Annotated in this window: 17 protein-coding genes and 1 pseudogene; 4 read left to right on the forward strand and 14 right to left on the reverse strand. The window is 64.7% G+C overall.

What is annotated here, in order from left to right:
- The 3 genes and pseudogenes from RWO33_RS02565 to radA form a co-directional block, all read right to left on the reverse strand.
- Positions 1-1,081 (reverse strand): annotated as a pseudogene (locus RWO33_RS02565) (hypothetical protein); the annotation flags it as partial.
- Positions 1,082-1,122: 41 nt separating this feature from the next.
- The gene (locus tag RWO33_RS02570; protein WP_314101733.1) at positions 1,123-2,979 is read right to left on the reverse strand and encodes an ATP-binding protein; all 1,857 of its coding nucleotides are present in this window, start codon (positions 2,977-2,979) and stop codon (positions 1,123-1,125) included.
- 87 nt (positions 2,980-3,066) lie between these two features.
- Positions 3,067-4,443 carry a DNA repair protein RadA gene (radA, locus tag RWO33_RS02575; RefSeq protein ID WP_145478233.1) on the reverse strand — a complete coding sequence of 459 codons (1,377 nt, stop codon included), beginning with the start codon at positions 4,441-4,443 and terminating at the stop codon, positions 3,067-3,069.
- Between the two features lie 165 nt (positions 4,444-4,608).
- On the opposite strand from radA, the gene RWO33_RS02580 reads away from it, so the two are divergent.
- The gene (locus RWO33_RS02580; protein WP_314101735.1) at positions 4,609-6,666 is read left to right on the forward strand and encodes a bifunctional diguanylate cyclase/phosphodiesterase; all 2,058 of its coding nucleotides are present in this window, start codon (positions 4,609-4,611) and stop codon (positions 6,664-6,666) included.
- Positions 6,667-6,872: 206 nt separating this feature from the next.
- On the opposite strand, the gene cyoD is transcribed toward RWO33_RS02580, so the two are convergent.
- The 4 genes from cyoD to cyoA are packed head-to-tail and all read right to left on the reverse strand — an operon-like array spanning position 6,873 to position 10,907.
- Complete coding sequence (cyoD, locus tag RWO33_RS02585) at positions 6,873-7,220, reverse strand: cytochrome o ubiquinol oxidase subunit IV (protein ID WP_068850260.1); 348 nt, start codon at positions 7,218-7,220, stop codon at positions 6,873-6,875.
- The gene (gene cyoC / locus RWO33_RS02590; RefSeq protein WP_068850257.1) at positions 7,220-7,861 is read right to left on the reverse strand and encodes a cytochrome o ubiquinol oxidase subunit III; all 642 of its coding nucleotides are present in this window, start codon (positions 7,859-7,861) and stop codon (positions 7,220-7,222) included. Before cyoC ends, cyoD begins: the two co-directional genes overlap by 1 nt.
- On the reverse strand, positions 7,858-9,861 hold the full coding sequence (gene cyoB, locus RWO33_RS02595; protein ID WP_145478235.1) for a cytochrome o ubiquinol oxidase subunit I: 2,004 nt from the start codon (positions 9,859-9,861) through the stop codon (positions 7,858-7,860). The genes cyoC and cyoB overlap by 4 nt, the downstream gene beginning before the upstream one ends.
- A gap of 2 nt (positions 9,862-9,863) precedes the next feature.
- Complete coding sequence (cyoA, locus tag RWO33_RS02600) at positions 9,864-10,907, reverse strand: ubiquinol oxidase subunit II (protein ID WP_314101740.1); 1,044 nt, start codon at positions 10,905-10,907, stop codon at positions 9,864-9,866.
- A 736-nt stretch (positions 10,908-11,643) separates the two neighbouring features.
- On the opposite strand from cyoA, the gene RWO33_RS02605 reads away from it, so the two are divergent.
- A complete protein-coding gene (locus RWO33_RS02605) occupies positions 11,644-11,964 on the forward strand; it encodes a SymE family type I addiction module toxin (protein ID WP_314101742.1) in 321 nt (106 codons plus the stop codon).
- Positions 11,965-11,968: 4 nt separating this feature from the next.
- On the opposite strand, the gene RWO33_RS02610 is transcribed toward RWO33_RS02605, so the two are convergent.
- The 3 genes from RWO33_RS02610 to RWO33_RS02620 form a co-directional block, all read right to left on the reverse strand.
- The gene (locus RWO33_RS02610; RefSeq protein ID WP_314101744.1) at positions 11,969-12,973 is read right to left on the reverse strand and encodes a 2-hydroxyacid dehydrogenase; all 1,005 of its coding nucleotides are present in this window, start codon (positions 12,971-12,973) and stop codon (positions 11,969-11,971) included.
- Between the two features lie 100 nt (positions 12,974-13,073).
- A complete protein-coding gene (locus tag RWO33_RS02615; RefSeq protein WP_314101745.1) occupies positions 13,074-14,789 on the reverse strand; it encodes a hypothetical protein in 1,716 nt (571 codons plus the stop codon).
- Between the two features lie 133 nt (positions 14,790-14,922).
- Entirely contained in the window at positions 14,923-15,888 is a 966-nt protein-coding gene (locus RWO33_RS02620) for an aldo/keto reductase (RefSeq protein ID WP_314101827.1), read from the reverse strand.
- Between the two features lie 116 nt (positions 15,889-16,004).
- Between RWO33_RS02620 and RWO33_RS02625 the strand changes: the two genes are divergently transcribed.
- Positions 16,005-16,898: a LysR family transcriptional regulator gene (locus tag RWO33_RS02625; protein WP_314101747.1), complete on the forward strand. Its 894-nt coding sequence runs from the start codon at positions 16,005-16,007 to the stop codon at positions 16,896-16,898.
- 22 nt (positions 16,899-16,920) lie between these two features.
- On the opposite strand, the gene RWO33_RS02630 is transcribed toward RWO33_RS02625, so the two are convergent.
- The 3 genes from RWO33_RS02630 to RWO33_RS02640 all read right to left on the reverse strand — a co-directional run bounded on the left by RWO33_RS02630 (position 16,921) and on the right by RWO33_RS02640 (position 20,410).
- Positions 16,921-18,075: a carboxymuconolactone decarboxylase family protein gene (locus RWO33_RS02630; protein ID WP_314101749.1), complete on the reverse strand. Its 1,155-nt coding sequence runs from the start codon at positions 18,073-18,075 to the stop codon at positions 16,921-16,923.
- Complete coding sequence (locus tag RWO33_RS02635; RefSeq protein ID WP_314101751.1) at positions 18,072-19,118, reverse strand: alpha/beta hydrolase; 1,047 nt, start codon at positions 19,116-19,118, stop codon at positions 18,072-18,074. The genes RWO33_RS02630 and RWO33_RS02635 overlap by 4 nt, the downstream gene beginning before the upstream one ends.
- Positions 19,119-19,315: 197 nt before the next feature.
- Positions 19,316-20,410 carry an alpha/beta fold hydrolase gene (locus RWO33_RS02640; RefSeq protein ID WP_314101753.1) on the reverse strand — a complete coding sequence of 365 codons (1,095 nt, stop codon included), beginning with the start codon at positions 20,408-20,410 and terminating at the stop codon, positions 19,316-19,318.
- 488 nt (positions 20,411-20,898) lie between these two features.
- Here RWO33_RS02640 and RWO33_RS02645 point away from each other — a divergent pair, with 488 nt between their 5' ends.
- A complete protein-coding gene (locus RWO33_RS02645; protein ID WP_314101755.1) occupies positions 20,899-21,663 on the forward strand; it encodes an EAL domain-containing protein in 765 nt (254 codons plus the stop codon).
- A gap of 813 nt (positions 21,664-22,476) precedes the next feature.
- Here RWO33_RS02645 and RWO33_RS02650 read toward each other — a convergent pair.
- On the reverse strand, positions 22,477-22,815 hold the full coding sequence (locus RWO33_RS02650) for a hypothetical protein (RefSeq protein ID WP_314101757.1): 339 nt from the start codon (positions 22,813-22,815) through the stop codon (positions 22,477-22,479).
- Positions 22,816-22,902: the final 87 nt, after the last annotated feature.

A 22,902-nucleotide genomic window follows, 5' to 3' on the forward strand; every position in this document is an offset into this window, starting at 1 on the left:
CAGCGGGGGCGGCCTCGATGCGCGCGGCCATCGCCGCCACGGCATCGCGGGCGCCCAGGTCCTGGCGCAGGCTGTCCAGGTGCTGGCGGGCCAGCGCCAGATGGCGTTGCGCGGTCCACACCGCGCCACGCTGCAGGGCCATGTCCACGCACAACCCCGCGATCTCGATCACGAAACGGTGCGCGCCCACCTGGGCGTAGTGGGCCAGCGTCGCGCTCATCCGGCGCCCCAGGTCCCAGCCGTTGCGCTCGGGCGCGCTGCGCACCAGCAACGCCGCCGTGTGCGCCCACATGCGCCGGTAATTCGGCGACACCTGGTTCCACGGCACCAGGGCTTCCAGCGCCTCTTCATCGCGCCCCAGCTGCGCCAGTGCCCATGCACGCGACAGCCGGCGCGGCACCGTGCAGTTGGCCGGCTCATAGTCGCCCTCGGCCTCCACCTCGGCCTGGCGCGCGTCGATCAAGGCCAGGGCCTCGGCGGCACGGCCGCTGGCCAGCAGGATCTTGATCCGCATTTCCGGGAAGCTGTCGTAGACCTTGCCACCATGCGCCAGCACGGTACCGGCCTGCACGTCCAGGTAGTCCAATGCGCCCTGGGGATTTCCATCATCCAGCAGCGCGTCGGCCTTCTCGCAGCTCAGGCACTGGAAGCAGGACCAGCTCGGGTCGATCCGCCCCAGGGTTTCCTCGCACACCTCGATGCGTTCGGGCACCCAGCCCGGGCCATCGATGTTGCCGTAACACGCCGCCAGGTCCTGGGTCACGCACACCGACTGTGGGCACTCCACCGTGTCGGCGCGGTGCGCGCGTTCGAACAACGCCACCGCATCGCCCAGCGCCGACTCGCCCTCCAGCCGGTTGCCGACCCGGTTGCGCATCTCCCAGTGACCCACGAACACGTCCAGCCAGGGATTGCCCAGCGTCTTGCCGAGCGCACGCGCTTCGGGCAACAGCGCATCCACGCGATCGATGCGCAGCTCGCAGACCTCGTCGGTCAGCCGGGTGAGCAGCTGCGCGCTCTGCGCCTGCCCTGCCTCACCCAGATCGTCCTGCAGTTTTTCCACCCAGTTCCAGATATCCATGCGGTCGTGCCGTCCTGTAATGCGTAAAGAAAATCGAAATGTCAGCGCGGCTGCAGCATCTGCTGCAGGGCCTCGGCGATGTCGCCGAACGCGCGGTTGAGATCACTGCTGGCCGCGCCGCCGTCCTGCGCACGTCCCTGCGCGCTGACGATCACCTTCAGCGAGCGCAGCAGCCGCGCGGCGGCCTCGGCCTGTGGATTGCCGGCGCGCATGGCCGCCAGCAGCGCCTGCACGGCCGGGTTGTCCAGGTTGAGATACAGGCGCGAGGGTGCACGTGCGACGATACGGGCAGTGAACTGCCGCGCCAGGCGCAGCGCGGCCATTGAAACGCGCTTGTCGTTCTCGTCGTCTTCGAGGCGGCGCTTCAGCTCGGCCTCGCGATCGGGCACCACCACCACCGGCAGTTCAGCCGGGCTGAAGTGCGCCGGCAGCAGCTGCTCGCCATCGCCCAGATGGGTCTGCAGCCACGCCAGTTCCGCCTCGGGCAGCGTGTCGGTCTGGAACAGCGCGCGATTGCCCTGCTCGGTGCCCAGCTCCACCAGGCGCATGCCCTTGGCCTGGGTCCAGCGCCGCAGGAACGGCACCACGGCATAGCGGTTGCCATGCGCCACCGGCACGCCCATCGCGCGGAACAGCATTTCCTCGAAGCCGCCACCACTGTCCAGGATCACGTGGACCGCGCCACGCGACGGCAGTTCGCTGGCGCGGATGTCACCCTGCGAGCTGGGCACGCGCACGTGCTCGAGCAGCAGCTGGAAGAGCCGGTCATCACAGAGCGAAGCGCCCAGCAGCGCCTCGTTGTGCCGGGCCAGGATGCGCCGCCAGGCTTCGGGCTGCTGCCGGGCGATCTCGACCAGTCCATCGATGAGCGCCTCGCCCAACGCATGCTGCACCGCGCTGTAGATGTCGTCGCGCTGCAGGTCCTCGCGGCTGGCGGTGGGCGTCAGCCGGCTGGATTCGATCACCCCGCCAATGAAACCGGCCCACGGCGGCAGCAGGTCGCGCGCGTCGTCGTCGAGCAGCATCCCGCGCACGAACACCGACAGGTTGCGGTTGTCGCTGGTGCCGTAGGTCGCGCCGTCCTGCACCCACAGCAGCCCCACCGCGTCGCTTCCGCCTTCGGCGCGCAGCGGCATGCAGGCAATCGGTTCGAAGCTGCGCTCGAAGTACGCGGCAAATTCCAGCGCACGGCGCTGCGCCTGCAGCGGATGCAGCGCTACTCCGGCCTGCGGGCGCCACGGCGGCGGCTCGGGATTGATCGCACGCGCGTCATGGCCGATATGGATGGGTTCGCCCAGCAGCGCGCAGTAGCTGCCCAGGATGTCGCGCAGGGTCTGCTCCTGGGCCAGGTGCGTGTAGCTGCCATGCAGTTCCAGCACCACCTCGGTACCCACCGCACGCGGAGGCATTGGCGATACCGTGTACTGCTCGGCATTGCTGGACACATAGCAATGGCCCAACCCGGGTTGCTGGTAGGAGGTGGTGCGCACGGTGACCCGGCGCGCCAGCACGAATGCGGACAGGAAGCCCAGCCCGAACATGCCGATCAGCCCCTCGTCATCCTCGCCCGCCTGGCGCAGGCCACGGGTATAGCCCACGCCGACGGTGGCCAGGTAGTCGTGGATTTCCTGCTGGGTCAGGCCCGCGCCGGTATCGACGATGCGCACGATGCCGTTGACGGGATCGCCATGCACCTCGATCCGCCCGGCCTGCTGCCAGTCCGCCTGTTCCAGCCGCCGACGCACCAGCGAATCGTGCGCGTTCTGCACCAGTTCCCGCAGCGCCACCACCGGGGTGGAATACAGGTGTTTGCCAAGGACCGTCATCAATCCGTTGAGGTCGACACCGGCGCGACGGATCTCGCTGGCGCCCTGCGTGTCCAGGGGAGTCGCTTGCATGTAATCGTTTTCTCTTGCGGGAACGGAAAACTAGCACAGCCCGGCCACGGTTTGCCTGCGCGGCCGCGTGCGCCGGAAATGCCCGATTCAGATCGCGTCGATGGCTTCGGACAACCGCTCCACGGCGATGACTTCCATGCCCTTGACGCTGCCGGTCTTGGGCGCATTGGCCTTGGGCACGATGGCGCGCTTGAAACCATGCGTGGCCGCTTCGCGCAAGCGGTCCTCGCCGTTCGGCACCGGGCGGATCTCGCCGGAAAGGCCCACTTCGCCAAAGGCAATCGTCTTTTCCGCCAGCGGCCGGTCCTGCAGCGAGGACAACACTGCCAGCAGTACCGGCAGGTCCACCGCCGTCTCCTGCACGCGGATGCCGCCCACCACGTTCACGAACACGTCCTGGTCGCCCACCAGCACGCCGCCGTGCCGGTGCAGTACCGCCAGCAGCATCGCCAGGCGGTTCTGCTCCAGTCCCACCGCCACCCGGCGCGGGTTCGACAACGGCGAGGCATCCACCAGCGCCTGCACTTCCACCAGCAGCGGACGGGTGCCTTCGCGGGTGACCATGACGCAGCTGCCCGGCTGGCGGGTGCTGCCGCCGGACAGGAAGATCGCCGAAGGATTGGAGACTTCCTTCAGCCCCTTCTCGCCCATCGCGAACACGCCCAGCTCGTTCACCGCACCGAAGCGGTTCTTGAACGCACGCAGCAGGCGGAAGCGGCTGCCGCTCTCGCCTTCGAAATACAGCACCGCGTCCACCATGTGTTCCAGCACCCGCGGGCCGGCAATGCCGCCCTCCTTGGTGACGTGGCCGACCAGGAACACGGCGGTGCCGGTCTCCTTGGCGAAGCGCACCAGCCGCGCCGCGCTCTCGCGCACCTGGCTCACCGAGCCCGGTGCAGCGGTGAGCGATTCGGTCCACAGGGTCTGCACCGAATCGGCCACGATCAGCTTCGGCTTCGCCGCACTGGCGTGCTGCAGGATCGCCTCCACCTGGGTTTCGGCCAGCGCATTGACGTTGTCCAGCGGCAGGTCCAGCCGCACGGCGCGCCCGGCCACCTGCGACAGTGACTCCTCACCGGTGATGTAGAGCACCGGCAGCGTCGCCGCCATCTTCGCCACCGCCTGCAGCAGCAGGGTCGACTTGCCGATGCCCGGGTCACCACCGACCAGCACCACCGCGCCTTCCACCAGCCCGCCGCCCAGCACGCGGTCGAACTCGCCGATGCCGGTACTGACCCGCAGGTGCTCGGTCTGCTGCACGTCCTTGAGCGCCATGATCTTCGGCGCGTCGACCTTGCCCGCCCAGCCCGAACGGCGCGCGGCCGGCGACTTGGCCGCCGTGGCGCTTTCCAGCGTGATCTCGCTCAGCACGTTCCAGGCGCCGCACTCGGTGCACTGGCCCTGCCACTTGCTGTATTCCGCGCCGCATTCGCTGCACACGTAGGCGGTAAGCCGCTTGGCCATGTCAAATCCAATTCATTTGCTGTCGGGCAGGATAGCCGAGCCGCGTCGCAGCAACCGAGACGTGCGCCAAACGGCAACCAGGACGCCGCTCAAGCAATGCCCGGCGCGGCCGATACCGTGGCGGGCCCCCACGCCTCCCCCTCTTCCGTACTTCCAGGCTTCTCCATGACCGGCACCTACAGCCAGAGTCTCGTCGTTTTCTCGCTGCTGGTTGCCATCCTCGCCTCCTACACGGCGCTGGACATGGCGGGCCGGCTGGCCAGCACCGAAGGTCGCGTGGCCCGCTGGTGGCTGGCCGGTGGCGCCGCCGCCATGGGCCTGGGCATCTGGTCCATGCACTTCGTGGCCATGCTGGCCTTCCACCTGCCGATCCCGGTCGGGTATGACCTGGCCATCACCCTGTACTCGCTGGCGGCGTCGGTGGGCGCTTCCGCCTACGCCCTGTGGCTGGTATCACATGCCGAGCTGCCGTGGCCGCGCCTGATCGCCGGCGCGGTGCTGATGGGGCTGGGCATCGCCTGCATGCACTACCTCGGCATGGCCGCCATGCGCATGCAGCCGGGCATCGTCTACGACCCGCTGTGGTTCGCCGCCTCGCTGCTGATCGCCATCGTCGCGGCTGGCGCCGCGCTGTGGATCGCCTTCCGTCTGCGCACCGAACAGCGCCGCCCTGCCCTGCTGCGCGGGCTGGCGTCGTTGGTGATGGGCCTGGCCATTGTCGGCATGCACTACACCGGCATGGCCGCCGCCACCTTCCCCGAGGGCAGCATCTGTGGTGCCGCCAATACGGGCGGCCTGGACACCAAGTGGCTGGCGGTGCTGGTGATCGTCACCACCCTGGGCACGCTGGGCATCGCGTTGATCGCCTCGCTGTTCGACCGGCAGATGCGCACCCGCACCGGCCTGCTCGCCGAGTCGCTGGCGCAGGCGAACGAAAAGCTGCTGCAGGCCGCCCTGCACGACCCGCTGACCCAGCTGCCGAACCGCATGCTGCTGCAGGACCGGATCGAGCAGACCATTGAAAAGGCCAAGCGGCGTAATTTCAGCTTCGCGGTCATGTTCTGCGACCTGGACGGCTTCAAGGCGATCAACGACGCCTACGGCCACCAGCTGGGCGACAAGCTGCTGATCCAGGTCAGCGAGCGCGTGCGCCGGCTGCTGCGCGGGCACGACACCTTCGCGCGGTTGGGCGGCGACGAGTTCGTCATCGTGTTCCAGCTGGACGTACCCGAGGACGCGGCGGTGATCGCCGAGCGCATCATCGCGACGGTGGCTGAGCCATTCGAGATCGACGGCCTGGACCTGCAGGTGACCGCCAGCCTGGGCATCGCCCTGTACCCGGCCGACGCCGGTACCGAACGCGAGCTGATGGCCCACGCCGACGCCGCCATGTACCACACCAAGGAATCGGGTCGGAACGGCTATACCTTCTTCACCGAAGCCATGCACGTCAGCGCCAACCGCCAGCTCAAGCTGCTGCAGGAACTGCGTCGTGCGATACAGCGCGAAGAGCTGGTGCTGCACTACCAGCCCAAGTTCCGGGCCGACGGCGGTGGCGTCATCGGCGCCGAAGCGCTGGTGCGCTGGCAGCACCCGGGACTGGGGCTGCTGGGCCCGGACACCTTCATTCCCATCGCCGAACGCAGCGGGCTGATCCTGCCGCTGGGCGACTGGGTACTGGACAAGGCCTGCGCGCAGCTGCGGCAATGGCACGACGCCGGGCACGTGGAGTGGTCGATGGCGGTGAACCTGTCGCCGCTGCAGTTCGCCTCCACCACGCTGCTGGATACGGTCACGCGCACGCTGGAGAAGCACAAGCTGGCGCCGCACCACCTGACCCTGGAAGTGACCGAAACCACTGCCATGCAGGACGTGGAAGCCAGCCTGCAGATCCTGCACGGGCTGACCGCGATGGGGGTGAAGATCTCCATCGACGATTTCGGCACGGGGTATTCCAGCCTGCTGTACCTCAAGCGCATGCCGGCCACCGAGCTGAAGATCGACCGCGCCTTCGTACGCGACCTGGAAGAGAACGCGGAAGACGCGGCGATCGTGTCCTCGATCGTGGCGCTGGGGCGTTCGCTCCAGCTGCAGATCGTGGCCGAGGGCGTGGAGACCGCCGGCCAGCGCGCGTATCTCAACGAGCTGGGCTGCGACCTGCTGCAGGGCTACCACTTGGGCAAGCCAGTGGATGCCGAAGCGTTCCTGCGCAACGCCGCATAACCGACCGGTAGAGCCGACTGGTAGAGCCGACTGTTAGTCGGCTGCCCTTCGCGCGGACCCGCCCCTGCATTCTTCATGCATGGCGTTGCCGACTAACAGTCGGCACTACCGTCCGGGGCGGCGTTGCCGACTAACAGTCGGCAGTACCGCAAACAAAAAGGCCGCCCTTTTGGGCGGCCTCTTCGTGTGCATCGCACCCCGAAGGGTCAATGCATCATGTGCACGTTCATGTTGTGCATCACCCACAGCGTGCCGGCGACGATGATGCCGATCACCACCACGGTGAAGGCCGCCGCGCTGACGTTCCAGCGCTGTTCCGACGAACGGTTCAGGTGCAGGAAGAACACCAGGTGCACGAAGATCTGCAGGATCGCCGCCACCACGATGATCACACCGGTGGTGAACACCGGCAAGCCACCCTTCATCACCGCCCAGAACGGAATGATGGTGAGGACGGCGGCCAGCAGGAAACCGACCAGGTACGACTTGACGCTGCCGTGGCTTTCACCAGCGGCGCCATGGCCGTGGTCGTGTGCGTGAGTGTCATGTGCCATTACAGCGCTCCCTTCAGGTAGACGACGGAGAACACGCCGATCCAGATCAGGTCCAGGAAGTGCCAGAACAGGCTCAGGCACGCCATGCGGGTCTTGTTGGTCGGGGTCAGGCCGTTCTGCTTGATCTGGATGAACATGATCAGCAGCCACAGCAGGCCGGCGCTCACGTGCAGGCCGTGGGTGCCCACCAGCGCGAAGAACGCCGACAGGAACGCACTGTGGTCCGGACCGAAGCCCTCATGGATGAGGTGGTTGAACTCCCACACTTCCATGACCATGAAGCCGAAGCCCAGCAGCCAGGTCAGGCCCAGCCACAGGTACATCTGGCCGACCTTGTGCTTGTGCAGCGCGATCATGCCCAGGCCGAAGGTCAGCGAGGACACCAGCAGCAGCGTGGTTTCCCACGCCACGAAGGTCAGGTCGAACAGGTCCTTCGGACCCGGGCCACCGTTGGTGCCGCCGGCCAGCACGATGTAGGTCGCGAACAGGCTGGCGAAGATGAGGCAGTCGCTCATCAGGTACACCCAGAAACCGAAGACGGTGTTCTCGCCGGTGTCGTGGTGTTCGTGGTCGTCATGGCCATGGGCCGCCGCGTGTGCGGCGTGCCCGTGGTTCACGTTGTTGGCGATAGTGCTGCTCATGCCTGCAACTCCGATTTCACCAGACCCTGCGCCTGCAGGTGACGGCGGTGCTCATTTTCAATGCGCTCCACTTCGGCAGCCGGCACGTAGTAATCCACGTCCTTGTCGAAGGTGCGCCAGATGAAGGTGCCGATCATGCCGACCAGGCCGACGATGGCCAGCCACCAGATGTGCCAGATCATCGCGAAGCCGAAGACCAGGCTGAAGGCACCAATCACCACGCCCGTGCCGGTGTTGCGCGGCATGTGGATGTCGGTGTACTTGGCCGGGCGTTCCCACGCCTCACCACGCTGCTTGCGCTCCCAGAAGTCGTCCAGTTCGGTGACCTTGGGCAGCGAACCGAAGTTGTAGAACGACGGCGGCGAAGAGGTTTCCCACTCCAGCGTGCGCGCATCCCACGGGTCGCCGGTCAGGTCGGCGGTCTTCTTGCGGTCGCGGATCGACACGGCCACCTGGATGATCTGGCACAGGATGCCGGCGCCGATGATGAACGCACCGACCATCGCAATGACCAGCAGCGGCTGGTATTCCGGGTTCGGGTAGCTCTGCATGCGGCGGGTCATGCCCATGAAGCCCAGGATGTACAGCGGCATGAACGCCACGTAGAAGCCGATGAACCAGCACCAGAACGCGGCCTTGCCCCAGGTTTCGTTGAGGCGGAAGCCGAACATCTTCGGCCACCAGTAGGTAATGCCGGCGAACATGCCGAACACCACGCCGCCGATGATGACGTTATGGAAGTGGGCGATCAGGAACAGGCTGTTGTGCAGCACGAAGTCGATGGCCGGAATGGCCAGCATCACGCCGGTCATGCCGCCGATGGTGAAGGTGACCATGAAGCCGATCGTCCACAGCACCGGGCTGGTGAACTGCACGCGGCCGCGGAACATGGTGAACAGCCAGTTGAAGATCTTCACGCCGGTGGGAATGGAGATGATCATCGTCGTGATGCCGAAGAAGGCATTGACGTTCGCACCCGAACCCATGGTGAAGAAGTGGTGCAGCCACACGATGAACGACAGCACGCCGATGCACGCGGTGGCGTACACCATGCCCTTGTAGCCGAACAGCGCCTTGCGCGAGAACGTGGCGATCACTTCGGAGAACACGCCGAAGGCCGGCAGCACCAGGATATAGACTTCCGGGTGGCCCCAGATCCAGATCAGGTTGATGTACAGCATGGCGTTGCCGCCACCGTCATTGGTGAAGAAGTGCGTGCCCAGGTAACGGTCCAGGGTCAGCAGCACCAGGGTGACGGTCAGCACCGGGAAGGCGGCGATGATCAGCACGTTGGTGACCAGCGCGGTCCAGGTGAACACCGGCATGTGCATCAGCTTCATGCCCGGGGTACGCATCTTCAGGATGGTGATGAAGAAGTTGATACCGCTCAGTGTCGTGCCCAGGCCTGCTACCTGCAGGCCCCAGATGTAGTAGTCGACACCTACCCCTGGACTGAACTCCTTGCCCGACAACGGCGGGAAGGCCAGCCAGCCGGTCTGCGCGAATTCACCCACGCCCAGCGAGATCATCACCAGGCCCGCGCCCGCCACGAACAGCCAGAAGCTGAGCGAGTTGACGAACGGGAAGGCCACGTCGCGCGCGCCGATCTGCAGCGGCACCACGACGTTCATCAGGCCGGTGATCAGCGGCATCGCCACGAAGAAGATCATGATCACGCCGTGGGCGGTGAAGATCTGGTCGTAGTGGTGCGGCGGCAGGAAGCCTTCGGCGCCGTTGGCGGCGATGGCCTGCTGGGTGCGCATCATGATGGCGTCGGCGAAGCCGCGCAGCAGCATGACGAAGGCGACGATGAGGTACATCGCGCCGATCTTCTTGTGGTCGACCGAGGTGAACCACTCTTTCCAGAGATAGCCCCACAGCTTGAACTTGGTGATCAGGGCCAGCACGAGCAGGCCACCGATCCCCGCGCCGATCAGCGTGGAGATGATGATCGGGTCGTGCGGGATGTCAGCGAATGTCAGTTTACCCAACGGATTCATGCTTATTCTCCCGAGCCTGCGTGGCCGGTGTGACCGGCGGCGGCGTGCTCGTCTGCAGTGTGTCCGGCATGTTCGGCCGGCATGTCATGGGCAGCGGCCGGCATTTCGTGGCCTTCGTGGCTTTCGCCAGCGGCGCCGTGCGACATCGCCTTGTGGTCCATGGCCTTGTGGTCCATGCCGTAGTGCTGGTTGTCGCCCATGTGGCGGGCAACCACCCAGTCGAACAGGCCGGTTTCGGTGGTACCGAAGTAGGTCACCGGGTGCCAGTCGTGGTTCTTGTCATCCACCAGCGCGCCGAACGCGGCCTGGTCCATCGGGGTGCTCTGCGCACGCACCTTGGCCAGCCACGCCTGGTACTCCTCGGGGGTCACCGAGTTGGCGTCGAAATGCATCTTGCTGAAGCCCGCGCCGCTGTAGTGCGAGGACATGCCCGGGAAGGTGCCGGTCTCGTTGGCGATCAGGTGGAGCTTGGTCTCCATCCCGGTCATCGAGTAGATCATGCTGCCCAGGTGCGGGATGAAGAAGGCATTCATCACCGAATCGGACGTGATCTTGAAGTTCAGCGGCGTGTTCACCGGGAAGGTGATTTCGTTGACCGTCGCGATGTTCTCTTCCGGGTAGATGAACAACCACTTCCAGTCCAGCGAAATGGCTTCGATCACCACCGGCTTGGTCTCGGACTCCAGCGGACGGTACGGGTCCAGCGAGTGCGAGGAGCGCCAGGTCAGCACGGCCAGCACCAGCACGATCATGCACGGGATCGACCAGACGACCACTTCGATCGCGGTGGAATGCGACCACTTCGGCTCGTAACGGGCCTTGGTGTTGCTGGCACGGTACTTCCAGGCGAAGGTGAGGGTCATGATGATGACCGGCACGACGACCAGCAGCATCAGCACGGTGGCCGTGATCAGAAGGGTCTTCTGGTCATGGCCGACCTGGCCCTTCGGGGCCAGAATGGCCGAACTGCAGCCCGTCATGAACACGGACAACGCCAACAGCAGGCCCGGGCGCAGCCAGCGCCCAAGGGATTTCAACGGAATCATCGGTCGATCCAATTGCGTAGGGAATGCCTTCTCACGCCCATCCCCACCGGCCAAAGCCGGCTGCGCCAGCCCAGGGGGGACGGCGCAGAGGACAAACATGTCAGCCCTCTAATTTTATGCCGTCACGCACCATTTAAGAAAGGCATTGACAATGATCTGGCGCAGGAAAGGCCCGGAAACAGCTGCGACACGTTGTCGCACACCGGGCAGATGGCCGAATTCGGCACAGTCCGCCAGTCATGTATAGACAAGAACCCGTCGCGCCGGGCTCTGCCCGGCCAGCGCGGTGCCCGGGTCCATGCGAACGGCAGTCGGGCAGAGCCCGGCTCTACGTCGCGGGTTCCGGATGATCGGTCCGATTGCGACCTGCTGGATTATCGCCCAGCGCGCGGTGTGACGTCTGCGGACCGACGAAATATGTGCCCGCGCTCACATCTATATGCGCCATCCGGTGCGCTGCACGCGCCATACCCGACAAGCGGTAGGCCTCGCCTATCGAAACGCAAATTCCAACAGAAACAATCACCTTGCCTCGATCCACGGGGATCCTCAAGGTCGGCGACGGAGCGCAAAACTCCGTACTACCAAAAATAGTGGATGTCCCATGTCGGGAGGGCGGCTAATACAAGACCCTTCACGGGGGAATACGCCCGCCGTTCGGTAGTACACGGTTTTGACCTCCCGACGCCCTCGCCCTCATCGGCGAGGGCTATTTTCCCCTCAAGGAGGCAAGCGCATGACCCACAATCCAGCCCAGGCGCCAGAAGAGGACACCCCTCCCCGCCTGCCCCGCTACACCCCGCACTACCACCACAACATCCGCGCCATGCCGCAGATCAGCGAACTCAACCGGGACAAGTTCGGCCCCTTCCCCATGATCACGCTCAGCGGCGCCTGGCTGCGAACTTTCGGCTTCACCGTGGGCCTGCAGGTGCGGATCGAGGCCACGCCCGACCAGATCATTCTCAGGCCGCTCTGGACCGGCGACCCCGCCACCGTCGCCAAGGAAGAGCCCAAGAAACCCGTCGTGCGATACGCCGAAGTGATGGATCGCTAGCCGGTCAGCCCGCCATCACCCGGTTGCGGCACTCCACCCCGCTGGCGACGTCGGCCAAATTGCGCAGGGTGATGCTGCAGATCTCCTGCAGCGCCTCCACGGTAAAGAATCCCTGGTGACCGGTCACCAGTACATTCGGGAAGGTCATCAGGCGCTGGAACAGGTCATCGTCGATGATCTCCCCGGACAGGTCCTGGAAGAACAGCGCGCTTTCCTGTTCGTAGACGTCGATGGCCAGATGCCCCAGATGGCGCGACTTGAGCGCGCGCACCACCGCATCGGTGTTGACCAGTCCACCGCGCGAGGTATTCACCAGCATCGCGCCCGGCTTCATCAATGCCAGCGATTCCTCGTTGATCAGGTGATGGGTTTCAGGCGTAAGCGGGCAATGCAGCGACACGATGTCCGAGCGGGCCAGCAGTTCCTCCAGCGCCACGTGCTCGCCCACCGCCGAGAATCCGGGCGACGGGTAGGGATCGTTGCCCAGCACCGTGCAGCCCATTCCCTTGAAAATACGCGCCGTCGCCAGCCCGATCTTGCCGGTGCCCACGATGCCCACGGTCTTGCCGTGCAGGGTTCGGCCCAGCAGCCCATCCAACATGAAGTTGCCCTCGCGCACCCGGTTGTAGGCGCGGTGGGTGTGCCGGTTGAGGGTCATGATCAGCGCCAGCGCATGCTCGGCCACCGCCTCCGGCGAGTAAGCCGGCACCCGTGCCACCAGCAGCCCCAGTTCCGCGGCGGCCACCAGGTCCACGTTGTTGAACCCCGCGCAGCGCAGCAGGATCGCCCGCACTCCCAGCCCATGCAGAGCCCGCAGCACGGGCGCGTCCAGGCGGTCATTGACGAATACGCAGACCGCGTCGAAACCTTGGGCCAGGCCGGCGGTCGTGGCGTCCAGCGCCACATCGAAATAGGCCAACTCAAACCCCCGCCCGCCGTGATCGCGCGCATTCGCTTCATCAAGGAAATGGCGGTCGTACGGACGGGCACTGAAAACGGCGGTTTTCATGGGATAACCCTGAGAAAGCGTGATGCCCAGTAGACCAGAATCCCGCCGAGGATAGAAACGCCCATGCAACCCATCTGGCGCAAGCGGCTGCTGACGGCCGCTACGGCCGCCCCGTCGTGCCACCGCCGCCAATCTTGAGCCGCTTGACGGCAAATACTCCGCCGATCAACAGGTCGCCATTTTCCATGACCGTCGTGATGCCACCCAGGGCGTTCCAACGACGGCTGTCGTCCGGGAAAACCCAGCGCGACTTGATCTCGCCGGTCGTCCAGTCCAGGCCGACATACTGATACACGCCCTTGTCCTTGTGCGCGGCATACAGCAGCCCGGTTGCGGCCGAGACCACCGGCACCATGATGTCGGTGTTGTCGACCTCATGGTTGATCCAGGCCTTCTCGAACGCGTCTTTTTCCGGGTTCCAGATGAATTTCTGTATGCCGATTGGCGCCGGTCGGGTGACGCCACCAGTGAAGCCATTGCCGGGGCCGGCCGGAAGCGGTTTGGGATACGTACTGTTGAGGAATGCGACGCCGTATCCCAGCACATTGGGTGAGGGCTCGATGGTCATCTGGCTGATATCGACGCGGATCTGGTCGGCGATACGGTTGGACTGGGTGCCCGGCTTCTGCTGGAAGCCTTCCGGAATCGCGTCGCGCCAGAACGCCACCGCGTTGCTGCCGGTCTCGGCCGCGTCGGCGATCACGATCAGTTTGTCCGGGTCGCTGCCGAATCCCATCAATGTCGGGGTCGTGCCCGAGCCGCGCGAAATCGCGCCCAGCGCCAAAGCTTTCTCGCCGGGCATGGAATCGTAGGCAGACGACCAGGCGCCATCCTTTTCGTCGGTGGACAATGTGGTCCCGTTCCAGATCACCTTGTTCATGTGCTTCTCGGTGACCACGTAGATGCCGTTGTTCTCATCGATCACGATGCTGTTGTCGACGGCCTCGCCATTGAAGGTCACTGACGCCTTCACGTTCAGGTCCCGGTCCAGGATGATCAACGCTCCCGGGGCGGCGGCTGCCAGGAAGCCGTCGTAGGTCATGTTCAGGCCGATGATGCGCGTAACCGACCTGGCGACATCTGCCGGCAGGCCCTTGGCGACGTCAGCGGTCTTAACGATCCGCGGCGGGTCACCGACCACGTTGCCATCGGTTGTCTTCAGCACGCGGGTGCCACCGTAGACGCAATAATGATTGCCGTCGCGATCAAACAGGTTGTACACCCCGTTGATGCCGCTCTCCATGTTGAGGCCGGCGGCACCCAGCCCCTTCAGTGCATCGAGGATCTTCGTCTCGTCCTTGGCGCGGTAGGCGGCGTCCAGCTGCGCCAGTGCGGTGTCCAACGCAGTGGGCGTAGCCATCGCGGCCGACTTTTCAAAACCGGGGTAAGGAAGCAGTCCGCCCACCGCCTCGAACGCGTCACCGGTCACCCGGATCTTCTGCACACCCACCGCACCGCTGGCAAAGGCGATCACCTCCCCGCCCACCCGCTTCATGGTGGGATTGGAAGTGATCAGCGTGGGCACGGTGGCCACGTCCGCCTCAGTCAGTTTCCTGCTGCCGACAGGCCCTGCGATCAGCACCGAATCGGTTGCCGCTGGATTGAAGTGGGAGGTCGGGTAAACGCTCTCCGCCAGCCACGGGTTCGGTGCCGGCATGTTGGGCGGTGTTGCTGCAGGCCGCTCCGCAGGGCGGGCAGCCGCAGGTGCTGGGGTGGGAGTTGTGCTCGTGGTCTCGCGGTTGCATGCCGGAAGAAGCAGCGCGAGGATCAAACCCAGACCGACAGCCGGAGCCGCGCCCCACATCCTGGTCGCCATCTGCGATTCCCTCTACCGGCCTTGACGAATGCCAGCTTCCTCCGGGCCAACCGATGTCGCCTCAGCAAAGGCACGGTCGGTCGGCCGGTATTTTTACTTAAGGGTCGGCTGAGGATGGGCCACCGCCGCTCGCCTACCTGCCGGTCATATTCAACGCCGCTTCCGGCAATCGCTCGCCGCTGAGGCGGATCTTGGCCAGCGCTCCATCAATGCTGGCGAGGTCAGCCTGGTCCAGTACCAGATCAACGGCACCGAGATTCTCATCAAGCCGATGCAGCTTGGTGGTTCCTGGAATCGGCGAGATCCACGGTTTCTGCGCCAGCAGCCAGGCCAGCGCCACCTGCGCGGGCGTTGCCCCCTTTTTCGTCGCCATCGCTTTCGCCACTTCCACCAACCCCATGTTGGCCCGGCGTGCCTCGGCGGAGAAGCGCGGCACCACATTGCGGAAGTCGCTGGCGTCGAACTGCGTGTGTTCGTCGATCTTGCCGGTCAGGAACCCCGCGCCCAGTGGACTGAACGGCACGAAGCCAATGCGCAGTTCTGCCAGCAGCGGCAGCAGCGCCTGCTCCGGCTCGCGCCAGAACAGCGAGTACTCACTCTGCACGGCGGTGAGCGGCTGCACGGCATGCGCCCTGCGGATGGTCTGCACGCCTGCTTCGGACAAGCCGAAGTGCGCCACCTTTCCTTCCGCAATCAATTCCTTCACCGCACCGGCCACGTCTTCGATCGGTACCGCCGGGTCTATCCGGTGCTGGTACAGCAGATCGATGCGGTCGGTGCGCAAGCGCTTGAGGCTGGCCTCCACCGCCGCCTTGATGTGCGCCGGCTGGCTGTTGGTACCCGGCCCGCGCGTGCCGGTGACCGGGTCGATGTCGAAGCCGAACTTGGTGGCGATCACCACCTGGTCGCGCACCGGTGCCAGCGCTTCGCCCACCAGCGTTTCGTTGGCGAACGGACCGTAGGCCTCGGCGGTATCGAAATGGGTGATGCCACGCTCCACTGCGGTGCGGATCAACGCGATCATCTCCTGCCTGTCCGGCGCGGGTCCGTAGGCCGAGCTCATGCCCATGCAGCCCAGGCCGAGCGCGGAGACCTGCAGGCCTTATCCAAGCGTACGAATCTTCATTGCGAATTCCTCCATGGACTCAATCTACGCCCCCACCTTCCATGCTTGCAGGGGCATAATCGAATATCGCTTATAGCCGGGGCGTATCAATGAGTGTGGAGAACTACGAGCAGCTGGCCATGTTCGCGCTGGTAGCGCGCGAACGCAGCTTTACCCGCGCCGCCGCCCAGCTGGGCATGTCCCAGCCGGCGCTGAGCCGGTCCATGCGCCAGCTCGAAGAGCGCCTTGGCGTGCGCCTGCTCGCCCGCACCACCCGCAGCGTGTCGCCGACCGAGGCGGGTGAACAGCTGCTGCGGGTCATTGCCCCGCGCTTCGAGGAGATCGACACCGAGCTGGCCCAGCTCAACGCCTTCCGCGACAAGCCGGCCGGCCGCCTCCGCATCACCGCCGGCGAACATGCAGCGCTGACCATCATGCAGCCGGTGCTGGGGAAACTGCTGCCCGCACACCCCGACCTCAACATCGAAGTGATCGTCGACTACGGCCTGACCGACATCGTGGCCGAAGGCTTTGATGCAGGCATCCGCATGGGTGAGCAGTTGGCCAAGGACATGATCGCCGTGCGGGTCGGGCCAGACCTGCGCATGGCGGTGGTCGGCGCGCCGGCGTACTTCCAGCGCCACCCGAAACCGAAGTCGCCGCACGATCTCACCGGCCACAACTGCATCACCATCCGCCTGCCTACCCATGGCGGCATCTACGCCTGGGAATTCGAAAAGAAGGGCCAGGAGCTGAAGGTCCGCGTCGAGGGGCAACTAGTGTTCAACAACATCGCCCTGCGCTTGGGCGCGGCACTGGAAGGCCTGGGCCTGGCCTACATGCCCGAAGACCTGGTGCGCCCGCACGTACAGGCCGGAACGCTGGTGCACGTGCTGCAGGACTGGTGCCCCTCCTTCCCCGGCTACCATCTTTACTACCCCAGCCGCCGACAATCCTCGCCGGCGTTCACCCTGCTGCGGGACGCGCTGCGCTACCAGGGCTGAGCGCTTCCGCCACGGCGTTGCATCAGGGCGAGGGTGCCGGGGTCTGTTCCAGTGCCTGCACCGCGCGGTCGGACGCGGCGGGATCGCCGTACTGCGCCAGAACCTGGGCGACGTGCTCCAGTTGCGCGCGGGTCAGCCCCACCCGTTGGCTGGCGGCCATGTGCGAGCGCAGCTGGCCTTCCACGCCGGGCATGGCGGCCAGCGCGCCTACCGTGGCCAGTTCGCGGCTCTGCCAGTCCAGGTTGTCGCGCTCGAAGATGTCGCCGAACAGGTGCGTCTGCAGGTACTGGTTGATGACCGGCGCGAACGTCATCACCGGCCCGGTCACCGGCGCGCCGGAGATGCGGGTCTGGTTCGCGGTGCCCACCTTGCGCAGCGCATCGCCCACCGGGATCTCGCGCTGCGGCGCCTTACCCGGCGCATCCTGTTTGCCCTGTTCCCTGCGCGTATCGACCACGGTCATCAACTCCGTGAGCGCATTGAGGCTCTTCGGGAAGCCGGCATAGGCATACATCTGCACCAGGATTTCCCGGGCCTCGCTGATGCTCAGCCCGGCATCCAGGCCGCGATTCAACGCGGCGTTGAGCTGGGGCAGGTTGCTGGTCGCCGCCGCGGCCGCAATCAGCGGGATCGCCTGCTGCCGTTCCGAGAGCGCGCCGGGCAGCGGAACGTCGGTGGCCGTTCCTGCCTCGCCATACTCCGCGTCGCTTACCTGCTCCATCCACGTCACGGTCTTGCCATCGGCCACGCCGGTCACCGCGAGGTGGGTCATGGCGCTGTGCGGCGCCGCGCCGTGCCAGTGCTTCACACCGGGCGGGCACACCACCACGTCGCCGGGATGGATCTGCTGCACCGGCTTGCCCCATTCCTGGGTGAGCCCGATGCCGGAGGTCACCACCAGGCGCTGGCCCGCCGGGTGGGTATGCCATGCCGAATGCGCGCCCGGCTCGAAGCTGACATACGCGGCCGAGGCTTCCACGTTGGCGTCGGCCGCAAACAGAGGGTCTACGCGTACCTTGCCGACGAAGTTCTCCGCAGGGCCCGCGAACGACGCCTGGGTGCCGGCACGGGTGATCTGCTGGGTTGGGGATTCTGCCGCGCCGGCGAACGGTGCCGCTACGCTGAGTGCCAGGCCGAGCATGGCATTGCGGCCGGCAGAGGTAGGTTGATCGGTCATGGGGTAAGGGTCCTTGCATAGAAGGTGGTGAGCTTGGCCACTGCGGCATCCACGTGACGCGGCACCCAATAGGTATCGATATGGGTTGCGCCGTCTAGCAGCACCAGCTCCTTGTCGATGGTGCCGGTCGCCTTCGCAAAGGCGTCCTCGGTCATGTACAGGCTGTCGGCCTTGCTGCCGGCAATCATCAGCAGCGGCTGGTCGATCAGCGCGATCTGGTCGGTGGCGTCGAACCGCATCAGCTCCAGCAGGCTGCTGGTGGTGTAGCGGAACGTGGAGTTGGGGTGGGCGTGGGTCTTCCAGTAGTACGCATAGCCCTGGCGGTACAGGTCGAACGGCAGTTTGGCGATCTGTTCGTCGCTGAGGTTGGCATCGCCTGAGTACATCACTTCACCGCCGGCCGCCTCCTGCGCGCGCGCATCGGTGGCCTGCTGCAGGCGCTGCTGGATCGTCTGCAGCTGCGAGTCCACATAACCGTTGCGGCGGACGCGACCGGAATTGAACATGCTGATGGTGGCGACGGCCTTGAAGCGCTTGTCGGTCTGCGCCGCCGCGAGCGAGTAACCTCCTCCGCCGCAGATGCCCAGCAACCCCATCCGCGCCTTATCCACCCAGGGGAAACGACTCATGTAGTCCGCCATGCCGTGGATGTCTTCGATGCGGTGCGATGGTTTATCCACGCTGCGGGGCAGGCCGCCGCTTGCACCCTGATAGGCCGCATCCGCGGTAATCGCGATGTAGCCCTGTTCGGCCAGGCGCTGGGCGTACAAGCCCGCCACCTGCTCCTTCACCCCGCCATTGGGATGGGCAACGACGATGGTGGGATACTTCCGCGATGCATCGAAATTGGCCGGTGTATAGAAGTTGGCCGAGATCTCGATGCCATCCAGCGAATAGGTGACCGGATGGATGTTCACCTGATCCGGCACGTTGCGCGTGATCGCGCCTTCGTAGGCCAGGGTGTAGGGGTTGCGCGTGTAGTCGGCGGCGGCGGCGTTGCCTGCGGCCAGGCCGATGGACATCGCCAGCAGTGTGGCGGGCACGAGGTGCTTCATTCGGGGGGTCTCCCAGTCCGGACATTTCCTCACCGACGCGTCATGCCCGCGTCGACGAGGTCAGGGACCAAATCTAACCGCCACCGATTTATGGAAACAGAGCATCAACTGGATATCAGTCATGCAGCACAAGCATGAATCATCGGTGGCGGCGCAGCGGCGTTGATTGCGGTCGTCTTTCCCGCTCAACGGTCCAGCTGCTTCTCCTGCAGGAACCCGCTCACCAGATCGGCGATCTGGACATTATTGAGGTCGGAGAACAGGAAGTGGCTGTTGCCACGGATCCCCTTCTCCGGCAGATGGATCAGGGTGACATCGCCGCCCTGCCGATTGACGGCGTCGCGCCAGGCACGCGCCATTTCCAGGCGTGCGCGCCAGCTGTCCTGCGCGGGCGCGCTGATCGGCTTTTCAGGGATGTTGTCGCCGTACAGCACCAGGATGGGCATCCGGGTAAGGGCTTTGAACTCCTCCGGCGAGACCACGACGGGTGCGACGGTGTCGAACGCGCTGGGGATCGGTGCCGGCGCATCGTCCTTGGAAAACACGAAACTGCTGCCGGGCTCGAAGGCCACGATGGCGCGCACGTTGGGACTCTTGATTGCGGTCATCCAGCCCGGGCCACCGGCCTGTGAATGCGTGAACAGGATCGCCGGCCCGGTCTTCTGCAACAGCGCGGTGACGCCGTCGGAGACCACGCCGATGTCGTACGGCCCGGTATTCGGGGTGAACGAGCGGAAGAACTGATCCAGCGTGGCCTCGCCCTTGGGGAACTGGCTGCCCGCAAAGTAGTCCGGCCAGAGGCCAATGCGGAACTGGTTGAACCACATCTGGTCATCCGCCACCGGCTTCAGGGTGGACTCGACCATGCTTCGTCCGGCCCTGCCGCGTCGTGGCTGGTCGATCAGGTAAGTCGTGAAACGGCGGCGCAGGAAGAGGTTCTGGAAGCCCTCCCGGCCGTCGGCCGTGGTCTCCCAACTCCTGGACGACTGCCCCGCGCCGTGCCACATCACGATCGGCAGCGGACGCGCGTTCACCGGCACCTGGTAGAAGGCATAGACATGATCGCCGTGGTAGCTCTGGCCATCGGGCTTGGCAGGATGCAGCGCGTCGAAGGCGCCTGGCTGCTGCTGTACCGTGCCGCCGGCGACGAAGCTTCCCTGCGATTGAATCTGCAGCGGCTCGCTGGCGCGGGTGGTCGCGGTACCGAGCAGGGCCGCGATGCACATCAATGCGGAGGTCAGGCCAGGAAGCACAGTGCGGGGGATCGTGCGAGTCTGCATGGACCACTCCGTGACGGACAATCAGCAGAAACTACGCGCGCGGGAGTAACGGAAAAAGTGCGCGAGGGACATATGACCCATGCATGGGTGATATGTATCCCCGTCATTGGAACAGGCCCCGGTATCGCCCCGTCTCAACCTGTGACTCCGGCCGACACTACGATCTGCGCCATGAGCACAGTTCACGACCACAGCACCCCCAACGAACCATCGAACCACCGCGCCGAGCGCCCGGAGATGTTTGGCCACCTGTTCATGGGGCCGGACCAGCGCTCACCCCTTGAGCAACGGGAGGCCCAACGCAGGGAGCATGCGCGTCGCACCGGGAAAGGACGTGCCAACTGGTGGAAGCGCGAACAGGCACCCAGCAGCTGACGCCGACCCCGCCACAGCGGTTTGCCGGCGGGACGGCAGCCGCGCGGCTTCCACATGCGCCGGATGGGGCATCAGCTATGCTTTCTGCCTGACCTGAAGACGGACCCCATTGCATGCCCTCTCCCCCCACGCGTGCCGGATGTGCCTTGTGCCGCGATGCGGAGCCTCTGCCGTTCGACTTCAGCTACGCGTTCCAGCCCATTGTCGACATACAAGCGCACAAGGTGTTCGCGCACGAAGCGCTGGTACGCGGTCCGGCGGGCGAACCTGCCGACACGGTGCTGTCGCGCGTGACCGCCGACAACCGCTATTCGTTCGATCAAGCGTGCCGTGAGAAGGCCATCCGTATTGCGGCCGGGTTGCAGCTGTCGTCCTGTCTTTCGATCAATTTCCTGCCCAATGCCATCTATCGGCCGGAGGTCTGCATTCGTTCCACCCTGCAGGCCGCCGAGCGGTATGGTTTTCCGGTAGAGCGGATCATCTTTGAAACCGTGGAGGGGGAGCAGGTCAGTGACGGCAAATGGCTGGCCGAAATCCTGAGCGAGTACAAACGCATCGGCTTCAAGACGGCGATTGATGACTTCGGTGCTGGCTTTGCCGGCCTCAATCTGCTGGCCGATTTCCACCCGGATATCGTCAAGCTGGATATGGCGTTGATCCAGGGCATCGACCATAGCCGGTCACGGCGCGCGATCGTGGCCGGGGTGATCTCGATGTGCGACGAACTGGATATCGAGGTGATTGCCGAAGGAATCGAAACCGCGGATGAGGCGCGATGCCTGTCCGATCTCGGCATCCGCCTGATGCAGGGCTACTGGTTCGGCCGACCGCGATTCGAGCAGGCTGCTGGTGAGGCCGAGATTCCCTGGTCATTTTGATTTCCGCTGACAAGCAGCAGACAGGATGAGGAATAAGCCCACATAGAGGCGGCCTGCTGGCGTTGCCGTCGGCGGGCCCGGTCGCGAAATCCTTACTTGCTTAGCGAGGGCGGATGCCAAGCCCCAGCAACACAGCCCCAGCGACGGTTAGGGCCTGACCCACTGCAAGCGCATGCATGTTTGCAATGTTGCCGTAACCGCTTGCTGAGGGGTTGATCAGGAAGTAGAGCCCAATAGCGAGGGTAGCTAGACCCAATGCCACGCATGCCGATGTCGAGCCGCGCTCTTGCCGGGCGTTCGCGCTCGCACGATCGATTCAACAATTGCCTTGGGCAGGTCCGCATAGCACTTGGGACACTTCGCTGATGATCTGCCCGAGGGGATCGCAGCTTGGCAAGCCGGGCATTGATAGACATTTATTGCTGCGTCACTGGTTTTCATCTTCTCTCCTCCATGATTAGAACTACTTGATCCTCGCCCCCAGCCAGCAGATGCATTGCACTGACTCGGCATGATCTCATTTGAGATTCACCTCCACAAGCTTGGCGACACAGACCCCTGCCGGCCATTTCTCCAGATGACCTTGCAATCTGGAATCGAATATTCCTGTCACCACAACCCTTCGCCCCTTGGATGAATAGAAAGGCGACACCCCCAACAGCCATAACCCCAACTCTGGCAGACCGTCCGTATGTGGCGATAAGGCCGACGAAGGACAGGAAGCGAGGCGGTTTGTGGATGAGGATTGTCCGCAATCCACAAACACCTACATTCCGTACGTGTGACACGTCAATCGCGCGCGGTGGCTGATGATCATCCAATCAATCCCAACTCATGGCATATCTTCGGCATGTGCAAGCTCGCCTCAGACTCCGTCAACCTGCCAGCCAACTTCATTTGCTGTTCCGTGAAATTTGCATCAAGAGCCAGCCGGTTTACGATCTCCTCTTGCACGCGACGGCGCAGTTCCACTGCAGGCGCAAGCTTCGAAAGATCTTGAGGCTCCTGCGCACTCGAAGATTCGTGCCCGTCCAATGCCTCGTAGTAGTAGAAATCTGAATATTTCTCTTCGAACTCGCGTGCAGAAACACTCCCGGAGGCGAAGCTCTGCACAAGCAGCGTCATTTCAGCGAGCCTAGATTCAATACTCATGATGCGTCCACCTCCCTACTTGTTCTTGATCGGCAACCACCAGGGAGCGTCATAGGATGCAGGAAGAGCTTGAGCGCTTGGCTGGGG

The sequence above is a fragment of the uncultured Stenotrophomonas sp. genome, from assembly GCF_963519925.1.
GTDB lineage: Bacteria > Pseudomonadota > Gammaproteobacteria > Xanthomonadales > Xanthomonadaceae > Stenotrophomonas > Stenotrophomonas maltophilia_AE.